This is a genomic window from Sphingomonas caeni (genome assembly GCF_026013415.1).
GTDB lineage: Bacteria > Pseudomonadota > Alphaproteobacteria > Sphingomonadales > Sphingomonadaceae > Sphingomonas > Sphingomonas caeni.
Genome location: NZ_JAPDOK010000001.1, coordinates 189,342 through 207,038, shown reverse-complemented (window position 1 = coordinate 207,038; position 17,697 = coordinate 189,342). Strand labels below are relative to the sequence as shown.

General features: G+C 67.0%; 21 protein-coding genes and 1 pseudogene. 17 read left to right on the top strand and 5 right to left on the bottom strand.

Annotation, left to right across the window (positions count from 1 at the left end; genetic code table 11):
* Positions 1 to 182: 182 nt before the first annotated feature.
* On the bottom strand, positions 183 to 1,094 hold the full coding sequence (locus tag OF829_RS01185) for a LysR family transcriptional regulator (RefSeq protein ID WP_264938118.1): 912 nt from the start codon (positions 1,092 to 1,094) through the stop codon (positions 183 to 185).
* A 260-nt stretch (positions 1,095 to 1,354) separates the two neighbouring features.
* Between OF829_RS01185 and OF829_RS01180 the strand changes: the two genes are divergently transcribed.
* The 7 genes from OF829_RS01180 (at position 1,355) to OF829_RS01150 (ending at position 6,878) form a co-directional block, all read left to right on the top strand.
* Entirely contained in the window at positions 1,355 to 2,074 is a 720-nt protein-coding gene (locus OF829_RS01180; RefSeq protein WP_264938117.1) for a pirin family protein, read from the top strand.
* 103 nt (positions 2,075 to 2,177) lie between these two features.
* Positions 2,178 to 2,807: an NAD(P)H:quinone oxidoreductase gene (gene wrbA / locus OF829_RS01175; protein WP_264938116.1), complete on the top strand. Its 630-nt coding sequence runs from the start codon at positions 2,178 to 2,180 to the stop codon at positions 2,805 to 2,807.
* A 130-nt stretch (positions 2,808 to 2,937) separates the two neighbouring features.
* Positions 2,938 to 3,963, top strand: a complete 1,026-nt coding sequence (locus tag OF829_RS01170; protein ID WP_264938115.1) for a mannan-binding lectin — start codon at positions 2,938 to 2,940, stop codon at positions 3,961 to 3,963.
* A gap of 153 nt (positions 3,964 to 4,116) precedes the next feature.
* Positions 4,117 to 4,767, top strand: a complete 651-nt coding sequence (locus tag OF829_RS01165; protein WP_264938784.1) for an RluA family pseudouridine synthase — start codon at positions 4,117 to 4,119, stop codon at positions 4,765 to 4,767.
* Positions 4,760 to 5,170 carry an alternative ribosome rescue aminoacyl-tRNA hydrolase ArfB gene (gene arfB, locus OF829_RS01160; RefSeq protein WP_264938114.1) on the top strand — a complete coding sequence of 137 codons (411 nt, stop codon included), beginning with the start codon at positions 4,760 to 4,762 and terminating at the stop codon, positions 5,168 to 5,170. Before OF829_RS01165 ends, arfB begins: the two co-directional genes overlap by 8 nt.
* 8 nt (positions 5,171 to 5,178) lie before the next feature.
* Positions 5,179 to 5,661 carry a GAF domain-containing protein gene (locus OF829_RS01155; protein ID WP_264938113.1) on the top strand — a complete coding sequence of 161 codons (483 nt, stop codon included), beginning with the start codon at positions 5,179 to 5,181 and terminating at the stop codon, positions 5,659 to 5,661.
* A gap of 137 nt (positions 5,662 to 5,798) precedes the next feature.
* Positions 5,799 to 6,878 (top strand): RcnB family protein, encoded by a 1,080-nt coding sequence (locus tag OF829_RS01150; protein ID WP_264938112.1) that lies wholly within the window; start codon positions 5,799 to 5,801, stop codon positions 6,876 to 6,878.
* Between the two features lie 336 nt (positions 6,879 to 7,214).
* On the opposite strand, the gene OF829_RS01145 is transcribed toward OF829_RS01150, so the two are convergent.
* Complete coding sequence (locus OF829_RS01145; protein WP_264938111.1) at positions 7,215 to 8,498, bottom strand: M20/M25/M40 family metallo-hydrolase; 1,284 nt, start codon at positions 8,496 to 8,498, stop codon at positions 7,215 to 7,217.
* 19 nt (positions 8,499 to 8,517) lie between these two features.
* Positions 8,518 to 8,970, bottom strand: coding sequence for a universal stress protein (locus OF829_RS01140; RefSeq protein WP_264938110.1), 453 nt, complete (start codon positions 8,968 to 8,970; stop codon positions 8,518 to 8,520).
* Positions 8,971 to 9,098: 128 nt separating this feature from the next.
* Between OF829_RS01140 and OF829_RS01135 the strand changes: the two genes are divergently transcribed.
* The 9 genes from OF829_RS01135 to OF829_RS01095 all read left to right on the top strand — a co-directional run bounded on the left by OF829_RS01135 (position 9,099) and on the right by OF829_RS01095 (position 16,003).
* Positions 9,099 to 10,364, top strand: coding sequence for a pyruvate dehydrogenase complex dihydrolipoamide acetyltransferase (locus OF829_RS01135; RefSeq protein ID WP_264938109.1), 1,266 nt, complete (start codon positions 9,099 to 9,101; stop codon positions 10,362 to 10,364).
* Positions 10,365 to 10,374: 10 nt separating this feature from the next.
* A complete protein-coding gene (locus tag OF829_RS01130; RefSeq protein ID WP_264938108.1) occupies positions 10,375 to 10,617 on the top strand; it encodes a hypothetical protein in 243 nt (80 codons plus the stop codon).
* Positions 10,610 to 11,020, top strand: a complete 411-nt coding sequence (locus tag OF829_RS01125) for an acyl-CoA thioesterase (protein ID WP_264938107.1) — start codon at positions 10,610 to 10,612, stop codon at positions 11,018 to 11,020. The genes OF829_RS01130 and OF829_RS01125 overlap by 8 nt, the downstream gene beginning before the upstream one ends.
* On the top strand, positions 11,020 to 11,442 hold the full coding sequence (locus OF829_RS01120; protein WP_264938106.1) for a hypothetical protein: 423 nt from the start codon (positions 11,020 to 11,022) through the stop codon (positions 11,440 to 11,442). Before OF829_RS01125 ends, OF829_RS01120 begins: the two co-directional genes overlap by 1 nt.
* On the top strand, positions 11,435 to 12,832 hold the full coding sequence (lpdA, locus tag OF829_RS01115; protein ID WP_264938105.1) for a dihydrolipoyl dehydrogenase: 1,398 nt from the start codon (positions 11,435 to 11,437) through the stop codon (positions 12,830 to 12,832). Before OF829_RS01120 ends, lpdA begins: the two co-directional genes overlap by 8 nt.
* Positions 12,833 to 13,470: 638 nt before the next feature.
* Complete coding sequence (locus OF829_RS01110; protein ID WP_264938104.1) at positions 13,471 to 13,893, top strand: hypothetical protein; 423 nt, start codon at positions 13,471 to 13,473, stop codon at positions 13,891 to 13,893.
* 209 nt (positions 13,894 to 14,102) lie between these two features.
* Entirely contained in the window at positions 14,103 to 14,930 is an 828-nt protein-coding gene (locus tag OF829_RS01105; RefSeq protein WP_264938103.1) for a hypothetical protein, read from the top strand.
* A 32-nt stretch (positions 14,931 to 14,962) separates the two neighbouring features.
* Positions 14,963 to 15,307, top strand: a complete 345-nt coding sequence (locus OF829_RS01100; RefSeq protein WP_264938102.1) for a DUF3140 domain-containing protein — start codon at positions 14,963 to 14,965, stop codon at positions 15,305 to 15,307.
* A gap of 57 nt (positions 15,308 to 15,364) precedes the next feature.
* Entirely contained in the window at positions 15,365 to 16,003 is a 639-nt protein-coding gene (locus OF829_RS01095; RefSeq protein WP_264938101.1) for a hypothetical protein, read from the top strand.
* 62 nt (positions 16,004 to 16,065) lie between these two features.
* Here OF829_RS01095 and OF829_RS01090 read toward each other — a convergent pair whose 3' ends face one another.
* Together OF829_RS01090 and OF829_RS01085 are read right to left on the bottom strand one after the other, a co-directional pair.
* Positions 16,066 to 16,551 (bottom strand): bactofilin family protein, encoded by a 486-nt coding sequence (locus tag OF829_RS01090; protein ID WP_264938100.1) that lies wholly within the window; start codon positions 16,549 to 16,551, stop codon positions 16,066 to 16,068.
* Positions 16,552 to 16,554: 3 nt separating this feature from the next.
* Positions 16,555 to 17,172: a hypothetical protein gene (locus OF829_RS01085; RefSeq protein ID WP_264938099.1), complete on the bottom strand. Its 618-nt coding sequence runs from the start codon at positions 17,170 to 17,172 to the stop codon at positions 16,555 to 16,557.
* A gap of 438 nt (positions 17,173 to 17,610) precedes the next feature.
* Here OF829_RS01085 and rpsL point away from each other — a divergent pair.
* Positions 17,611 to 17,697, top strand: a pseudogene (gene rpsL / locus OF829_RS01080) (30S ribosomal protein S12); the annotation flags it as partial.

Below are 17,697 nucleotides of genomic sequence, written 5' to 3'. Positions count from 1 at the left end.
GATGTCGTTGCCCACCTGGCACCCTCACCCTGAGCGATTCATTAACCTAAGCGTGTCTGAAGGCAAAAGGTTAATTTCGTCCTAACCGGCCTGACTCCGCGAGTCGCGGCGAGTCAAGCGCTATGCGAATCGCTCTAGAGGGGGGCGGGGCCGGCGAAACTTCCGTAATGACTCGTAAAGGGTCAGCGCGGTTCGGCGCAGGCCTTGCGCAGGCGTTCGGTCAGATAGTCGAGCAGCACCTCGACGCGCGCGGGGCGGAGCGTTCCGGGGGGCGTGATGAGGTGCAGGCCCGAAGCGCCCGCCGACCATTCGGGGAGCACGCTTTCGAGGCGGCCCGCCGCGAGGTCCTCGTCGACGATGAAGCCGGGCAGGACCGCGATGCCGAGCCCGGCGCGCAGCGCGGGGAGGATCGCCTCGCCATTGTCGGTGCGGATCGGGCCCTCGACGCGCACCGACGCCTCCTCGCCGCCCGCCTTGCGAAAGCGCCAGACATCGGGATTGGCGATATTGGCATAGGTGAAGCAGGCATGGGTCGCGAGATCGGCGGGGTGGCGCGGGCGGCCATGCCGTTCGAAATAGGCGGGGGAGCCGACGATATGGCCGGTGACCGGGCCGAGGCGGCGCGCGCGAAGCGAGCTGTCGGGCAGTTCGGCGATGCGGACGGCGATGTCGATCCCCTCGCCCACGATATCGACGAACGCATCGGAGAGTCGCAGGTCGATGCGGATGGCGGGGTGTGCGCCAAGGAAATCGGCGAGGACGGGGCCGAGCGCCTTGATTCCGAAGGTGAGCGGCGCGGCGATGCGGACCAGGCCCGCGGGCGCGCTGGCGGCGTCGAGCGCATGCTCCTCGGCGCATTGGCCCTCGGTGAGGATGCGCTGGGCGCGCTCGGCGAGCGCTTGGCCGCTGTCGGTGAGCGTCAGGCGGCGCGAGGTGCGGTGGAACAGGGTGGTGCCGAGGCGGGTCTCGAGCCGGCTGATCGCCTTGGAGACGGTCGCCTTGGAGACGCCGAGCGCGGTCGCGGCGCCGCTGAAGCTGCGATGCTCGACCACGGAGGCGAAGATCGCCCAGGCTTCGAAATCGGGGAGTTTCATTCGTTTTCCTTTTCCTCCCTCGCAGGGCACCTGCGGGGGAGGGGGACCGCCGCGAAGCGGTGGTGGAGGGGGTTTCACCATTAGCCGCTAGCCTGCGGTTAGTGGTGAAGCCCCCTCCGTCAGGCTTCGCCTGCCACCTCCCCCGCTGCCTGCGCAGCGGGGGAGGAATGTGTAAACCAGAAACCATCTGTTTCCAACGTTTCCATTTACGCGGTGATCCGATGGCTTATCTAGGGGCCAAGCTAACAAGGATCATCGACATGATCGACACCACCACTACCACCATCGACCGCCGCCCCTTCGAAACCCTCGGCCATGCGGACCATGGCTGGCTCAACGCGCGGCACCATTTCAGTTTCGCGGACTATCACGACCCGGCCCGGATGGGCTGGGGCGCGCTGCGCGTGTGGAACGACGACGAGATCGGCCCGAATTCGGGCTTTCCGGCGCATCCGCACCAGAATATGGAAATCATCACCTATGTCCGCAAAGGCGCGATCACGCACCAGGACTCGATGGGCAACAAGGGCCGAACCGAGGCCGGCGACGTCCAGGTGATGAGCGCGGGCAGTGGCATCCGCCACGCCGAATATAATCTCGAGCCCGAGACGACGACGCTCTTCCAGATCTGGATCCTGCCGCGCGAAGGCGGCGGCCAGCCGAGCTGGGGCGCCAAGCCGTTTCCCAAGGGCGACCGCAGCGGCCGTTTCGTGACGCTGGCGAGCGGGTTCGCCGAGGATGGCGACGCGCTGCCGATCCGCGCCGATGCCCGCGTGCTGGGCGCGACACTCAAGGCCGGCGAGAGCCTGACCCACAGCGTTGGCGAGGGCCGCCACGCCTATCTCGTCCCCGCCACCGGCGCGCTCGAGATCGATGGCGAGCGGATCAACGCCCGCGACGGCGCCGCGCTGACCGGCGGCAAGACCGTCACGATCACCGCGCTCGAAGACGCCGAGATCGTCCTGGTCGACGCCGACTGAATCGATCCCCGGGGAGAGGCCAGCCCCCTAAACACGCCTCTCCCCACCCTTTCCGATTTCCAATCACGCCCTTCCGCACCCGCGGGAGGGGAAGGAGACTCTCATGCCCAAGATCCTCGTCCTTTATTATTCCTCCTATGGCCACCTCGCGACCATGGCCGACGCGGTCGCCGATGGCGCGCGCAGCGCCGGGGCCGAGGTCGATGTCCGCCGCGTGCCCGAAACCGCGCCGTTCGAGGTCGCCGAAGCCGCGGGCTTCGTGGTCGACCAGACCCATCCCCAGCTCGACGACGTCAACGCGCTCGGCGACTATGACGGCATCATCGTCGGCGCGCCGACCCGCTTCGGGCGGATGCCCAGCCAGATGGCGGCCTTTTGGGACAAGGCCGGCGGCCTGTGGATGAGCGGCAAGCTCAACGGCAAGATCGGCGGCGCCTTCACCTCGACCGCGACCCAGCATGGCGGGCAGGAGACCACGCTCTTCTCGATCATCACCAACCTGATGCATTTCGGGCTGACGGTGGTTGGGCTCGACTATGGCTTTCAGGGCCAGGGCGGCGTGGACGAGGTCAAGGGCGGATCGCCCTATGGCGCGACCACCATCGCCGACGGCAATGGCAGCCGCCGCCCGAGCGCGAGCGAGCTGGACGGCGCGCGCTATCAGGGCCGCAAGATCGCCGCGCTGGCGGGCAAGGTCGCCGCTGCGGAAAGGACCCTCGAACCCGCCCTCTGACATCCCCGGTCTTCCCCCGGTCGCGGCCGTCCCCTTCGGGACGGCCGCGATTTGGCGCGCGGCGGCACTATCGTTGCGCTTGCGAGTTGAACGCTGCACAACCATGCGATCATCCAAGGGAGACGATGTCATGCCTGCCCTGCTTCTCGCCGCCGCGCTTGCCGCCGCGCCCGCCTTCACCGCCCCCGCCAGCCCCGTCGCCCCGTTGCAGGACCGTTGGGGCGGGGTGAACGGCAACACCGTCACCCGCGTCTTCCACAGCGGCGGCGGCTCGTTCGAGCAGCTCGAGAGCGGGCGCTGGATCGAATATGGCGACCAGGGAACGGTGATCCACGAATTCGAACAGGAGCGGCGTGACTATGGCGGCGTGTGGCTGATCGACCGCGCGCGCGGCGGCGTCCGCGTGCAGATCGACCTCAACCGCGGCGAGATTTACGGCACGCCGGTGTTCGCGCCGACGCGGCTGCTCTACCGCATCACCGATGTCGATGCCGGCAACCGCACCCGCGGCTGGCGCGGACGCCGCGGCGACGGGCAGGGGCCGGGCCGCCGCGACAATGACTGGGGCGGGCGTAACGACAATTGGGGCCGCGACGGCACCCGCGATGTCGAGGTCGGGCCGATCTGGAACCAGCGCGACGCCGAGCAGAAATGCCGCGCCAAGGCCGCCGAGCTGCGGCTCGATTGGACCGGGCAGTGGCACACGACCGTGCAGGGCCGCATGTCGGTGTGCGAGATGCGGCGCGGCGGCGGGGGCTATGGCAACAACGACGATTGGGGCCGCGACGGCACCCGCGATGTCGAGGTCGGGCCGATCTGGAACCAGCGCGATGCCGAGCAGAAATGCCGCGCCAAGGCCGCCGAACTCCGCCTCGAATGGACCGGCCAATGGTACACAACCCAGGCGGGCCGGATGTCGGTCTGCCAGATGCGGCGCGGCGGCGGCTATGGCAATAATGGCGGGTATGGCAACAATAACGGCGGCTATGGCGGCAACGCCGTGGTCCGCGAGATCGAGGTCGGACCGATCTGGAACCAGCGCGATGCCGAGACCAAATGCCGCGCCAAGGCCGTCGAGATACGCGGCGACTGGACCGGCCAGTGGCGCACCACGGTCCAGGGCCGCATGTCGGTATGCGAGATCCGCTTCCGCTGAGACTCTATTAGCTTGCGTTGAAGCGGTACCAGCCCGCTCCCCCACCCGGCCTCCCATAGGGCTACTGAAGTAAGGGAGGCCGGGTGGGGGAGCGGGCTGATGCCGCAGTGTTTCGGCTTTGCTGAAACCAAGGATGCTGGCATGGGCGCCCCCATGTTCAAGGACCGCGTGCTCTTCATCGACGGTGAGGCGATCGTCATCGACAAGCCCGCGGGCTTGCCGGTCGATCGCCCGCGCGACCGCGCGACCAGCCTCGAGGATCTGCTCGGCGAGCTGACCTTCGGCTTCAAGCGGCTGCCGCTGCCGGTTCACCGGCTCGACCGCGATACCAGCGGCTGCCTGCTTCTCGCGCGCAATCCCAAGGCGCACAAGCGCTTCGGCCAGGCGTTCGAGGCGGGGGCTGTAACCAAGCGCTATGTCGCGATCCTCGAGGGCGAGCCCGAGGCGGATACCGGCGAGATCGACCTGCCGCTGATCAAGGTCTCGTCCGCGGAGGAAGGCTGGCGCATGACCGGGGACCCCGGGGGCAAGCCCGCGCGGACCCGCTGGAAGGTGATCGAGCGGGTCAAGGGCCGGGCGATGCTCGCTTTCTATCCCGAGACGGGCCGCACCCATCAGCTGCGCGTCCATGCCGCCGAGGGGCTGGGGCTGCCGATCGTCGGCGATCCGGTCTACGGCAAGGGCGGGCCGGCGGTGATGCTCCACGCCGCGGGGCTGATCCTGCCGCGCGAGGGCAAGCCCGATGTCACCGCCGAAGCGCCGCTGCCGGTGCGCTTCCACAATGTCGGGTTCGGGCGTGGCTGAAGCCGATCGTTCCTGGGAAGATGCCATCGTCGAGGAGAAGTTCCTCGCGGCGTCCGGACCCGGGGGGCAGAATGTCAACAAGGTCGCGACCGCGGTGCAGCTGCGCGTCGATGTGTTCCGGCTGGGGCTCGAGCCCTATGCCTATCAGCGGCTGAAGACCCTCGCGGGGACCAGGATGACCTCGGGCGGCGAGCTGGTGATCACCGCGCGCAAGTTCCGCACGCAGGAGGCCAACCGCGCCGACGCGCGCGAGCGGGTGGCCGAACTGCTCGTCAAGGCACATGAGCGGCAGGCCAAGCGCCGCCCGACCAAGCCGAGCAAGGCGGCCAAGGCGAAGCGGGTGGACGAAAAGAAGGGGCGTGCCCAGATCAAGGCAGGACGCGGCAGGGTTTCGCTCGACTAGGAAACAGCATGTACGACTTCACCATCACCGCCGGCAGCAAGGCCGACCTCTATCGCGAGCTTTCCGCCGCGCTCGATTCGCTGACCGCCGGCGAGCCCGATTCGATCGCCAACATGGCCAATGCCGCCGCTTTGCTGTGGGAATATCTGCCCGATCTCAATTGGGCGGGTTTCTACCGCAATGTCGGCGGCGAACTGGTGCTGGGGCCGTTCCAGGGCAAGGTGGCGTGCATCCGCATCCCGTTCGGCAAGGGCGTGTGCGGCGCGGCGGCGGCGGCGCGCGAGACCCGGCTCGTCGCGGACGTCCACGCCTTTCCCGGGCATATCGCCTGCGACTCGGCGAGCAATTCGGAGCTGGTGGTGCCGATCGTCCATCAGGGCGAGCTGATCGGGGTGCTCGATCTGGACAGCCCCAGCCATGCCCGCTTCGACGCAGGCGACGCGGCGGGGTGCGAGGCGCTGATGGCGCTGCTGGGACCCCGCCTCGTCTGAAAGCTTAATGCGGGGCAGGTGCTGACCCGCATTGGGATTCTGTTAAGCATGACCCGTTGTGGCGGGGCGGTCCGCTAAAGCGTAAACTTTTCATCAACCATGACGGGCGGGGGCCGGGCATGGCGGAGGAGTTTACGATGCGTAGTCTGTTGAAAATGGCCCTTTTTGCCGCAGCGTGTACCGCCGCTGTGCCTGCAGCCGCGCAGGTGACTTCGCCCGGACCCGTCTATTACAACCAGTCGGGCGCGCCGATCCCGGGCGCACCCTACGCCTCGCCCAATCCCCCGAGCTACAATCCGCCGGTGATGACCACGGGCGGGCCGGTCTATGCCAATCAGCAGCCCTATGATCCTGCCGGCCCCGCTTATTACAATCAGTCGGGCGCCCCGATCCCGGGCGCGCCGATGCGCGCGATGCCGGCGAATACGGGCGGACCGCTCTATGCCGGTGCGCCCAACCAGGCCTATGGGCCCGGCGGCAACCGCTGGGGCGGCAATGTCGGCGGGCGCTGGTGGGGCGGAAGCCAGGCGCCCGGCGGCTGGGGCGGCTATCACCGTCCGCGCCGTGGCGGGCAGCTGCCCCCCTACTGGCTGTCGCCCAACTTCCAGATTCCCGACTATCTGAGTTTCGGCCTCAGCGCGCCGCCCTATGGCTTCTACTGGGTGCGTTATTATGACGACGCCGTGCTCGTCGATGCGCAGGGCGGGGTGCAGGCTTCGGTGAGCGGCATCGCCTGGTCGAGCGCGAGCGCCTCGGCGGGCGCCGGCTACGCCTCGAGCTCGGCGAGCGCCAGCGCGTCGGCGGGGGGCTATGGCGGCCAGCAGGGCGGCCCGATCGGCTATGTCGATCCGAACCCGCCTTATTATGCGGGACCCCAGGGGGGGTATGCGCCGCCGGGGGCCTATGGGCCGCCGGCGGTGCAAGTCTCGGGCGGCTGCCCGCAGGTCTGCCCGCAAGTCTATACCCAGCAGGGCGGGGGCTATGGCTATAATGGCGGTTATTACTCCGGCGGCGGCTATTATGGCGGGGGTTCGACCACCACCACGGTGGTGATCCAGTCGCCCCCGGTGGTGACCACCACGATCGTCGAAGAGGTGGTCGAGGAGGAAGTGGTGACGACCCGCTATGTGCGCAGCGCCCCGCGCCGCGTCTATCGCGCCCCGGTCCGCCACCGCCCCAGGCCGCGCCCATGCAGCTGCTCGTGCGCGTGCCGATAAGCTAACTCCCTCTCCCGTCGGGAGAGGGAAGGGGCCCGCGCCGAAGGCGTGGGAAGGGTGAGGGTGACGAGCCATCTACGCCGTTCACCCTCACCCTTCCGCGACCTGCGGTCGCTCCCTCCCTCTCCCGATGGGAGAGGGAATTGGTGTCACCCTCGCACCGGCTTGCAATGTAGGATTTCGCTTGCTCAACTCGGCGGGTCCCGGACCTCGGGGCCGCTCTTTGCCATCGTCGAGCCCGCCTCATCAGCCGCGCAACCCTGGCGCCCCATCAATCCAACAATCTGCGCTTTTCCCCTCGGGAAAAGGTCACCAATGAACGCGTTTTGCGGGACCTTATCTGGCGCGTCCCCCGAACGTCACCAAACTCTCCGACCCATCGGCGGCGATCGCCGACACGCCGATGAAGTGATCGTCGACCGGCACGTTCGCCAGCACCGCGCTGGTTCCCGTCACATCCTTGTGGCCCGCCCAGTTCTGCGTGTCGTTGCGCCGCCAATAGATGCGGTACTTGACCGCCCCCGGCACCGCATCCCAGCTCACATTGGTGTCGAACGACAAATCGCCCTTGAGCGTCACCTTGCCCGGTGCGGAGGGCGCGTTGGCGAGGCGGCGGATCGTCGCGACGTTGATCGCGGTCACCTTGGCCAGATAAGGGAAGTCCATCCGGTCGGGCGTGTCGCCATAGACGCGGCCATTCTGGGTCCGCAGATCCTGATGCTGCGCGTCCCAATTCTCGGCCTGGACCGAGAAGCGCACCGCCGGATAGCCGAGGGTGAGGAAGGGGGTATGATCGCCGCCGCGCCCGAACCGGTCGGGCCGCCGGTCGACGAACACGTCGAGCCCGCCGGGGATCGTGCCCGCGATCCCGTCGATCGCCTTGGCGAGCGCGCGGCTGGGGCCGTCATCCTCGCCGCCATCGGCGCGGCGCGCCTGCTGCTCGGGCAGCGTCTCGACCGCGCGGATGCCCTCGGAGAAGACGCGGACCTGGCGCGCATAGCGCTTGCCGTCCTGCCCAATCGTATTGCCGACGATATCGTTGTTGAGCACCGCGGTGACGTTCCAGCCCTTTTCCCTGGCGGTCTCGGCGAGCAGCTGCCCGCCCCATAGCCCCTGCTCCTCGCCCGAGACGATTGCGTAGACGATGGTCGCCTGGAACTTTTCCTTCGACAGGATCCGCGCGGCCTCGAGCACCAAAGCGACGCCCGACGCATTGTCGTTGGCGCCCGGCGCGTCCGAGGTGGCGTTGAGCGCGTCGGTCACGCGGCTGTCGATATGCGCCATGACGATGACGACGCGCTTGGGATCGGCGCCCTGCTGGAAGCCGAGCACATCGACCACCTCGACCCCATTGGGCGCGCGCGGGCCGGTGAAGGTCCGGCCGATATTGGCGACCTCGATGCAGCCGCATTGGTCGCCGATCCTGGCGAGCTGTCCCATCGCCCAGCGCCGCGCCGCGCCGATGCCGCGGGTGGGCGATTCGGTGTCGGACAGCGTGTGGCGGGTGCCGAAGCCGACCAGTGTCTCGACGCTGGATTTCAGCCGCGCCGGATCGGGCGCCACCTGCGCCGAAGCGGGGAGGGCGAGGACAAGGGCGGCGAGGGTCATGAGGATGCGCATGGGCCGCAAGGTGCGGCGATCAGCTCAACCGGTCAATCGCGTCCTTGTCGAGCGAGCCCGGCACGATCATCAGCGGGATGCTGAGCGATCCCGGGTCGGCGCCGAAATGGCTGACCAGCGGGCCGGGCGTGCCGCCCGCCGCCGCGCCGAGGACGAGCGCGGCGATGTCCGGATTGGCAGCGATCATCTCGCGCACGACCTTGGGGCCGTCGCCCTGCCGCACGGTGATCGAGGGCTTGAGGCCCGATTCGGAGAAGAGCGTGCCCGCCGCGCGCATGACGAGGCCGTCGGCGCGTTCGCGCGCCTCCTCCTCGATCGCGGCCATCACGCCGCCCCACTGGACGAATTCGGGCTGCGGAATCAGCGCGAGGATTTCGACATTGCCGCCGGTTTTCACCGCGCGCCGCGCCGCGAAACGCAGCGCGATCTCGGCCTCGGGACTCTCGTCGATCACCACCAGATAGGTGCGCATGGGCCTGAGTCCTCTCCTCGGCATTAGGTGCCGTGCGATTGCCTTTCGTGCAAGTCGTCTTGACCGCGCCCCCGGCGGCGGCAAAGGGAGGCACGAGCCCTTTCCAGTGACTCAGACGGGACCTTCCCATGTCGATCGAAATCAAGATGCCCGCCCTCTCGCCCACCATGGAGGAGGGTACGCTCGCCAAATGGCTGGTGAAGGAGGGCGACAGCGTCAAGTCCGGCGACCTGATGGCCGAGATCGAGACCGACAAGGCGACGATGGAGTTCGAGGCGGTCGACGAGGGCGTGGTCGGCAAGATCCTGGTTCCCGAGGGGACCGACAATGTGAAGGTCGGCACGGTGATCATGGTGCTCGCCGGCGAGGGCGAGGATGTCTCCGCCGCTCCGGCGCCCGCGCCCGCTCCCAAGGCCGAAGCTGCGCCTGCTCCGGCCCCAGCGGCTGCACCCGCCAAGGCGAACGGCGCGGCCACCGGCGACCGCGTCAAGGCCAGCCCGCTCGCCAAGCGCATCGCCGCCGAGAAGGGCGTCGATCTCGCGGGCGTATCGGGCTCGGGGCCCAATGGCCGCATCGTCAAGGCCGATATCGAGGGCGCCAAGCCCGGCGCCGCACCTGCCTCCGCTTCCCCCGCGGCTCAGGCTCCCTCGGCGGCCCCGGCGGCCGCGCCTGCCGGGCACAAGCCGGTCTGGTACGACGACACGATCCCGCACGAGGAGGAGAAGCTCTCCAACATCCGCAAGACGATCGCGCGCCGCCTCACCGAATCGAAGCAGACCGTCCCGCACATCTATCTGACCGTCGATATCCGCCTCGACGCCTTGCTCAAGCTGCGTACCGAGCTCAATGCGGCGCTGGCCGCGCGGAACGTCAAGCTCTCGGTCAACGATCTGCTGATCAAGGCGCTCGGCGTCGCCCTCATCCAGAGCCCCAAGTGCAATGTCACCTATACCGGCGACAAGCTGATCAAGTACCAGCGTGCCGACGTCTCGGTCGCGGTCTCGACCCCCACCGGCCTGATCACCCCGATCGTCCGCGACGCTGCGGGCAAGAGCCCCTCGGCCATCTCGACCGAGATGAAGGACCTGGCGGGCCGCGCGCGCGAGGGCAAGCTCCAGCCGCACGAATATCAGGGCGGTACCGCCAGCCTCAGCAACATGGGCATGTACGGCATCAAGCAGTTCGAGGCGGTGATCAATCCGCCCCAGGGCATGATCATGGCGATCGGCGCGGGCGAGAAGCGGCCCTATGTGATCGACGACGCGCTGGGCGTCGCGACAATCATGTCGGCCACCGGCAGCTTCGATCACCGCGCGATCGACGGCGCCGACGGCGCCGAGCTGATGAAGCTGTTCAAGGAACTCGTCGAATCGCCCATGGGCATGATCGCCTGAGGCCCGGGCGATGCGTGTCCTGCTTGAGGTCCTCCATATCGTGATCGGCATCTTCGCCGCGATGCTGATCGCCGCGCTCGCCACCTGGTCGTACCCATTGGCGGAAAAGGACATCTGGCTGGTCGCCTATATCGCAATGGGGGCGGTGATCCTGATGGGCGTCGGCCCGATCCGCCGCGCCTATGAGGAGGACAAGGCCATCATCGCCAATGCCGCGGGCAAGGCCGGCTCCGGGGGCGAGGGCGATGCCTGACATGCCCGAAGGTTCGCCGCCGCAGCGCGCGCCCACGATTCGCGTCATCGCCATGCCCGCCGATGCCAACCCCTATGGCGACATTTTCGGCGGCTGGCTGATGAGCTGGATGGACAGCGCCGCAGGTTCGGTGGCGTCGCGCCACGCCCATGGCCGCGCGGTGACGATCGCGGTGGAGGGGATGCAGTTTCATTTGCCCGTGTCGGTCGGCGACGAGCTGTCGGTCTTCGCCGAACTGGTCCGCACCGGCCGTACATCGATGACCGTCGCGGTCGAGGCGTGGCGCCGCCACCGCCATGAGGAAGAAATGCACAAAGTGACCGAAGCCAGTTTCACCTTCGTCGCCATCGACGAGGCGCGGCGTCCGCGCGACGTTCCGCCGTTCGTGAAGGCCGCCAGCTGATGGGCTTTCCCACGATCCCGTTCGCGCTGCTCCAGGGGCTGCTCGTCGCGGTGCTGATGCTGTCGGTGCCGATGGTGATGGCGTTTTGCGGACGGCTCAAGATGAGCGGCGGCGACCTGCTGCTGCTGATCCCGATCTATCCGGCGCTGGCGCTACTCAGCGTGCTGGTGTTCCTGCCGTTCGAAGGCAATTGGGCGGACGTGGCGTTCGGCCCGCTGGGCGCGCTGCGCGCGCTGATCGTCGGCGGCCTGTTTCTGGTGCTGGGCACCCTCGTCACCCAGCGCCACCAGCTGCCGAAGCTCGACGCAAACGGGATCGTGCACCGGCTGAGTTCGGTATTCGTGATCGGCGCGGTGTGGGGCGTGGTGTGGAGCCTTTCGGGGTGGCTGCTGACTTGCATGGGAATGATGAGCAATGGCTGAAACTTACGATTGTCTGGTCCTCGGTTCGGGCCCGGGCGGCTATGTCGCCGCGATCCGGGCGAGCCAGCTGGGCCTCAAGACCGCGATCGTCGAGCGCGAGCTGCTGGGTGGCATCTGCCTCAACTGGGGCTGCATCCCCACCAAGGCGCTGCTCCGCTCGGCCGAGATCTTCCACTACATGCAGCACGCCAAGGATTACGGGCTGGCCGCCGAGAAGATCAGCGCGGACCTCGACGCGGTGGTGAAGCGCTCGCGCGGCGTCGCGTCGCAGCTCAACAAGGGCGTCACCGGCCTCATGAAGAAGAACAAGATCGCGGTGCATATGGGCACCGGGGTCTTGACCGCGAAGGGCAAGCTGACCGTCACCGACAAGGACGGCGGCAAGACCGAACTGACCGCCAAGAACATCATTGTCGCCACCGGCGCCCGGGCCCGCGACCTGCCCTTCGCGCCCGCCGACGGCAAGCGCGTCTGGACCTATCGCCACGCGATGACGCCGGGCGAGATGCCCACCAAGCTTCTGGTGATCGGATCGGGTGCGATCGGGATCGAGTTCGCCAGCTTCTATAACGACATGGGTTCGGAAGTGACGGTGGTCGAGATGCTCGACCGCGTCGTGCCCGTCGAGGATGCCGATGTGTCGGCCTTCCTCGAAAAGTCGCTCAAGAAGCAGGGCATGACGATCATGACCAAGGCCGGGGTCGAGAAGCTCGAAGTGGGCGCCTCGGGCGTGAAGGCCTCGATCAAGGACAAGGACGGCAAGGTCGCGACGAGCGAGTTCAGCCATGTCATCGTCGCGATCGGCATCGTCCCCAACACCGAGAACATCGGGCTCGAAGCGCTCGGCGTGAAGACCGACCGCGGGCACATCGTCACCGACGGCGCGTGCAAGACCAACATCGACGGGCTCTACGCCATCGGCGACGTCACCGCGCCGCCATGGCTCGCGCACAAGGCGAGCCATGAGGGCGTGATCGCGGCCGAGGCGATCGCGGGCGGCCATCCGCATGCGATGGACCCGCGCAATATCCCGGGCTGCACCTATTGCCACCCGCAGATCGCGTCGGTGGGGTTGACCGAGGCCAAGGCGAAGGAGGCCGGCTACGAGGTCAAGGTCGGCAACTTCCCCTTCATCGGCAACGGCAAGGCGATCGCGCTGGGCGAGGCGGAGGGCTTCATCAAGACGGTGTTCGACGCCAGGACGGGCGAGCTGCTCGGCGCGCACATGATCGGCGCCGAGGTGACCGAGCTGATCCAGGGCTATACGATCGGCAAGACGCTCGAGACCACCGAGGCCGAGCTGATGGAGACGGTGTTCCCGCATCCGACGCTGAGCGAGATGATGCATGAGAGCGTGCTGGCGGCCTATGGGCGGGTGATTCATATTTAGGGGGTGAGTGTGCCTTCGCTTTGGGATTGTCTGGGTTGCAGACGCGACCGGCGAATGTCGCCTTGTGGGCCGTTAGCGGCCTGTCCACTCTCGGGAGGCGAACCCGCGAAGCTGCCGTCCCCATTTCCGCTGCTCGAGCGGCAGCTAACGACCCAGGTGCGGACGTTCTGCTAACGGAAGTTGCTCACCCCGGCCTTTCGCCTATTCTCAAGGCAGGAGGTCTTATGCCCACGCCAAATAAGCCGCGATTTGAAGCGGAAATGTCAGTCGATCAGGCACGCGCGCTGCTGGCCCTTCACGAGATTGCGCCCTCTGATGTTACAGAGGTCCTCCATCACTCTGACGGCTCGCTGTCTATCGAGTGTGAACGAGATGGAGCGGCGTGGCACGTGGGTTTCGAATTCAACCCAAAGCTGTCGTCGGACCTTGTCCGAGCATTGACTACCGTCGGGGTCCCGGTTGAGCGAAGTGCATTCTAGCGGCAGCTTCCCACCCAATCTCGGCCGTTCGTGTCGGCGAATGCGCCTGGTCACGGTGGATGTCCGAAATTGGGTGGAAACCGGACATCTGTAGCGACACAGCTTGCTCGCCGATCCCTTCTTCGCCAGTTTGCGTGACGTTCGCGGGAGGCTTCTATCGTGGCAACTTGGTTGGCAGGCTTGGCGACGCGGGAAAGTGCCAAGCGCGCATCAAGGTGGGGCGGCGGCGCCTGCTTTTTCCAGGCTGCTCGTTTGACGATAGGCAATTTCGCTTTTCTGAGCGTCGCCGATAAGCCCCTCGGCAACGCTGTCGCGTGGTTCATCGGAGCCAGCCTCATTCCCCTACTTTTTCTGGTTGGGGGCATACGCCTTTGGCAGGCGAAAGGGTGGATCGGAGGGGGCTTGGCAGGACTTGCCTTGATTCTTGACTCTGCACTGCTCGGCGCTTCGCCAACGTCGATTCAGTCTGTCACCGCATTCTTGATCAGAGCCGTACTGCTCGCCCTGATCGTCAACGGCGTGCGCGGTACGCTGGCCCTTCGAATTGTCGGTGACAAGGAACTGGACGACGTCTTTAGATAGCTAAGCCAATCGAACGTCAGCAATTGGGTCGTTAGCTGCCGTCACTCAGCAATCTGAGCGAGCGTCCGCTTCCAGGTTCGTCGGTCGCCGAGCTGAACGGCCGACATTGGGGCGCATAGCGGACGGAGTGATAACGTGCGCACGCACCCCATTGCCTTCTTGCAATGTGGGAAATGTTCCGCTTTCGTTCCCATTTTCGAGGCGAACTCATGGCCAAGCGGAAGGTGCGGCGGTTTACGGTGGAGCGGCGGGTGGCGTTTCTCGATCATTTGCGGCGATCGGGGAATCAGGCGGCGGCGGCGCGGTCTTTGGGGTTTGACCGGACCGTGCCCGAGCAAAGGCGCAGGCGCGATGCCGCGTTCGAGCTGGAGTGCCGCGCGGCGCTGGAGGAGGCACACCGGCGGCTGGCGGGGGCGACCGATCCGTTCGCGCATGACGGCGATGCCGAATTCGAGACGATCCGCGGAGGACGGAGCGGGCGGGTTCAGATCGTCGCGACACGGACCGGCAAATGGTCGAAGCGGGCCGAGGATCTGTTCCTGGACACGTTGCGCGGCTGCGGCAATGTGGCGGCTGCAGCGCGCGCGATCGGCTTTTCGGAAAGCCTCGTGTGGCAGCGGCGGCGGAAGTGGCCCGCCTTCGAGCGCCAGATGGAGGCGGCGCTGGAAGAAGCGGAAGTGGTGCTCGAATTCCGGCTGGCGACGCTGGGAATCGATCGATGCGGCGCCGATGGTGAGCCGGTGGCGGAATCGCCTTCCGCGTCGGGGCCCGCCGTGGCGGAGGCGGGTCAATCGCGCTTCGATCCCGATCTGGCGCTGCGCTTCCTTAAATGGCGCGAGGAAAAACGGCGCGGCAAGCCGGCGCGCGGCAATGCGTGGCGCAGGGTGCGAAGTCCCGAGGAGGTGACCGAAAGCATCATGACCAAGCTGAATGCGATCGCGGCGCATGACGAGCGCAAACAATTGGCAGAGGGCTGGACGCGCGACGAGGCGACCGGCCGGATGATCCCGCCGGGCTGGGTGCGCGAACGCGGTTGAGAAATGTGCCGCCTCGGGTCATGTGGGCGGGCATGGGCAAGGACGATCACGACCAGGTCTGGGCGCGCTTCCACGCCGCGGTGAACATGAGTGCGGACGAGATCGAGGCATGGCTCGCGACCGAGGAGAGCCGAAAGGTCGGCTATACGCGCCCGGGCGAAACCGACACGGTCGGCCGCATCTCGGGCCGGCGGATCGCGGCGATCCTGCGCATGCCGCGCGCGGCACTGGACGGCGGCGACTATGCCCATATGCGCAAGGTCGCGGGCTTCGTCGCGCGGCATCGCGGGCAGGGGCCGCACGACGAATGGCGCGTGCCCGGATCGCGCTGGCGCTGGTCGCTGATGAACTGGGGCCACGATCCGCTGAGGGATTAACCCGGCCTTAGGTCCCCCAAAGGCAGAGTTGCGCCCGCAATCCTGGGGGCTCGGTCCATGGAAACGCTTCGGTACGGCAAGGGCAAGCTGGTCGGCGTGGCTTTGCTCTGCGGCCTGGGCGCTGCCTTCCTCCTCATGCTCTATCTCCATCCCGACTGGGCCGCGCAGTCACGCAAGGGGCGTATCTTCGCGACCGGGATCGGGCACGGCGTGCTCATTCCGCTGATCTGGATCGCCTTCACCGTGGGCGCGACGCGGGCGATGATGATCCTGGTGGGCGACCGGGTCGCGGTTGAGGCCGGATCCGATGCGCTCGTGCTCAAGACCTGGTGGCGGACGCGGCGGATCGCCTGGGCCGATGTCGGCGACGCCTCGATTGTGCTGACCGGTACCGGCAAGTCGCAGGCATGGCAGCTCGTCGTCCTTCACCGCGACGGCAATGGCAGCACCGAGTTCAAGCTCCCGCTCGCCACCACCGAGCTGCACCAGGCGCGCTATCAGGAGTTCGTCGATTCGCTGCTGGCGATGAAGGCGCGGGGCGGGGGAGGGCGCGTGTCCGCCTCCGGCCAGGCCGCACCGGCCAGCTTCGACGCCGATGCCGCGCTCGCCCGCTATATGTCGAAAAAGGCTGCCGGACTGATCGAGGCGCCCGATCCCGCGCCTGCGCGCCCGGTGTTCGGACGCAAGGTCGTCTGAATCGAAAGCGGCGCGGCTCCCGGGGGAATCGCGCCGCTTTTCAAAACGCCCCGATCAGAGGATCAGGCGGCTTCCTCGTTCGCCACGCCGAAGGGCGAGCTGACGGCGGTCTCGACCGGGCGCGGGCCTGCGGCTGCGCTCGTATTGACCGTGCTCATATGCTTCAGGCGCCCGTCGATATTGCCGCCATTCTCGATGGTGATGTTCTCATATTCGACATCGCCGGTGATCTTGGCCGAGCGCTCGACCGTGAGCTGCTTGACGCGGACGGTGCCCTCGATCGCGCCGGCAATGCGCGCGGTCTCGGCGGTGACGCTGCCGAAAACCTGGCTTTCCGCGCCCTGGGCGAGGCTGCCGCAGCTGACATCGCCTTCGACGCGGCCGTCGATGTGCAGATCGGCGGTGGCGGTGACGTTGCCGGTGATGATCATGTCGGGCCCGATCACCGAGAACATGCCGCGCTTGCTCGAGCTGCTTTGCTGCGGCGGTGCCGGCGGCATTGCCGGGCGTTCGTCGCGACCCCGATTATTGTTGTTAAACATAGCCATTAGTTACTCCCCACTCCCCGACTCCGAAAACCGGACTGCTCTAGCATAACGCGGATTTTGCGGCAGCCATGTTTCACCCCCCATTCGTTCCATTGAGGGATTGTCATTGGCGCTTCCATCGAGGCAATTGAGGATGAAAAACAGTGCTATACCGTGCATTGTTGCGAAGATAAAATGGTTAACGGGGTCGCCGCCTGCGGCACTGACCAGCCCAACCAGCGCGCCGCATTGCACCATTAGCGCGACGACACGTTGATCGCTGCGCCGCCAGGCGAGCCAAAGCGAGAGAAATACGGGGATAATCAGCGCCTGGACCCCGACTCCGGGGAAGAGCGCGGGCGGGATCAGCGCGGCGGCGAGCGCGGCGACGCGCGGGTCGGCCAGCGGCGCCACGGTCAGCCGCGCGAACAGATAGGCGAGCAGCCCGAGCCCCGCGACTCCGGCCATGCCGATCAGGGTGAGGTTGATCGCGAGCAACGGCGCGGGCGAACTCCAGCCGAGCAGCAGCGCCGATCCCAGCGCGCCCGCGGCGGCGAGCAATGGCCCTTGCCGCGCGACAAGACGGCGCCTGACCTCCACCTTCAGAGTGGGGCTGATGATCGAGAGACGCCAGGCGGCCATTCGCCCGGCCTAGCGAACAGAGGTTGCGATCCCCTTAGGAAGCGGGTGCGGCGTCGGCGGGCGGCGGGACCAGGCCCGTCAGCACCGGCACCGGCATTCCGGCCAGCATGCCGAGCAGACGATTGAAAACCTATGGATTCCGCCCCCAAATCCGCTATCAGCGCGATGCCGACTGAGGCCCGCCCGGGTGTCGATGCGCGCGCCTGCTCCCCGGCCGTCTCAGGCCATTGACCGCCTGCCATGCCCTCGTTATAGGCCCCGCGTCCCGCGAGAGGCCGGTTTTCCGGCATCGATTCTCACGGGACAAGCGCTGAACGTTGCTGGAGACGCAATGGCCCGGGGGGTCAAAAGACACCCGGGGCCTTTTCGTATTCTTCGTGAAGGGCTCCAGCAAAGTAACCCGCCGGGCTTCCCGGTAACACAAAGGTGAAGGGCTTCATGCCGACGATTAACCAGCTGGTCCGCAAGGGCCGCGAACCGCAGAAGGCCAAGTCGAAGGTCCCTGCGATGGAGCAGAACCCGCAA

Excerpts from the sequence above, each read along its gene's own strand:
- OF829_RS01185 (WP_264938118.1), bottom strand. The coding sequence starts at position 1,094 with ATGAAACTCCCCGATTTCGAAGCCTGGGCGATCTTCGCCTCCGTGGTC.
- OF829_RS01180 (WP_264938117.1), top strand. The coding sequence starts at position 1,355 with ATGATCGACACCACCACTACCACCATCGACCGCCGCCCCTTCGAAACC.
- wrbA (WP_264938116.1), top strand. The coding sequence starts at position 2,178 with ATGCCCAAGATCCTCGTCCTTTATTATTCCTCCTATGGCCACCTCGCG.
- OF829_RS01170 (WP_264938115.1), top strand. The coding sequence starts at position 2,938 with ATGCCTGCCCTGCTTCTCGCCGCCGCGCTTGCCGCCGCGCCCGCCTTC.
- OF829_RS01165 (WP_264938784.1), top strand. The coding sequence starts at position 4,117 with ATGTTCAAGGACCGCGTGCTCTTCATCGACGGTGAGGCGATCGTCATC.
- OF829_RS01155 (WP_264938113.1), top strand. The coding sequence starts at position 5,179 with ATGTACGACTTCACCATCACCGCCGGCAGCAAGGCCGACCTCTATCGC.
- OF829_RS01150 (WP_264938112.1), top strand. The coding sequence starts at position 5,799 with ATGCGTAGTCTGTTGAAAATGGCCCTTTTTGCCGCAGCGTGTACCGCC.
- OF829_RS01145 (WP_264938111.1), bottom strand. The coding sequence starts at position 8,498 with ATGCGCATCCTCATGACCCTCGCCGCCCTTGTCCTCGCCCTCCCCGCT.
- OF829_RS01140 (WP_264938110.1), bottom strand. The coding sequence starts at position 8,970 with ATGCGCACCTATCTGGTGGTGATCGACGAGAGTCCCGAGGCCGAGATC.
- OF829_RS01135 (WP_264938109.1), top strand. The coding sequence starts at position 9,099 with ATGTCGATCGAAATCAAGATGCCCGCCCTCTCGCCCACCATGGAGGAG.
- OF829_RS01130 (WP_264938108.1), top strand. The coding sequence starts at position 10,375 with ATGCGTGTCCTGCTTGAGGTCCTCCATATCGTGATCGGCATCTTCGCC.
- OF829_RS01125 (WP_264938107.1), top strand. The coding sequence starts at position 10,610 with ATGCCTGACATGCCCGAAGGTTCGCCGCCGCAGCGCGCGCCCACGATT.
- OF829_RS01120 (WP_264938106.1), top strand. The coding sequence starts at position 11,020 with ATGGGCTTTCCCACGATCCCGTTCGCGCTGCTCCAGGGGCTGCTCGTC.
- lpdA (WP_264938105.1), top strand. The coding sequence starts at position 11,435 with ATGGCTGAAACTTACGATTGTCTGGTCCTCGGTTCGGGCCCGGGCGGC.
- OF829_RS01105 (WP_264938103.1), top strand. The coding sequence starts at position 14,103 with ATGGCCAAGCGGAAGGTGCGGCGGTTTACGGTGGAGCGGCGGGTGGCG.
- OF829_RS01100 (WP_264938102.1), top strand. The coding sequence starts at position 14,963 with ATGGGCAAGGACGATCACGACCAGGTCTGGGCGCGCTTCCACGCCGCG.
- OF829_RS01095 (WP_264938101.1), top strand. The coding sequence starts at position 15,365 with ATGGAAACGCTTCGGTACGGCAAGGGCAAGCTGGTCGGCGTGGCTTTG.
- OF829_RS01090 (WP_264938100.1), bottom strand. The coding sequence starts at position 16,551 with ATGGCTATGTTTAACAACAATAATCGGGGTCGCGACGAACGCCCGGCA.
- OF829_RS01085 (WP_264938099.1), bottom strand. The coding sequence starts at position 17,172 with ATGGCCGCCTGGCGTCTCTCGATCATCAGCCCCACTCTGAAGGTGGAG.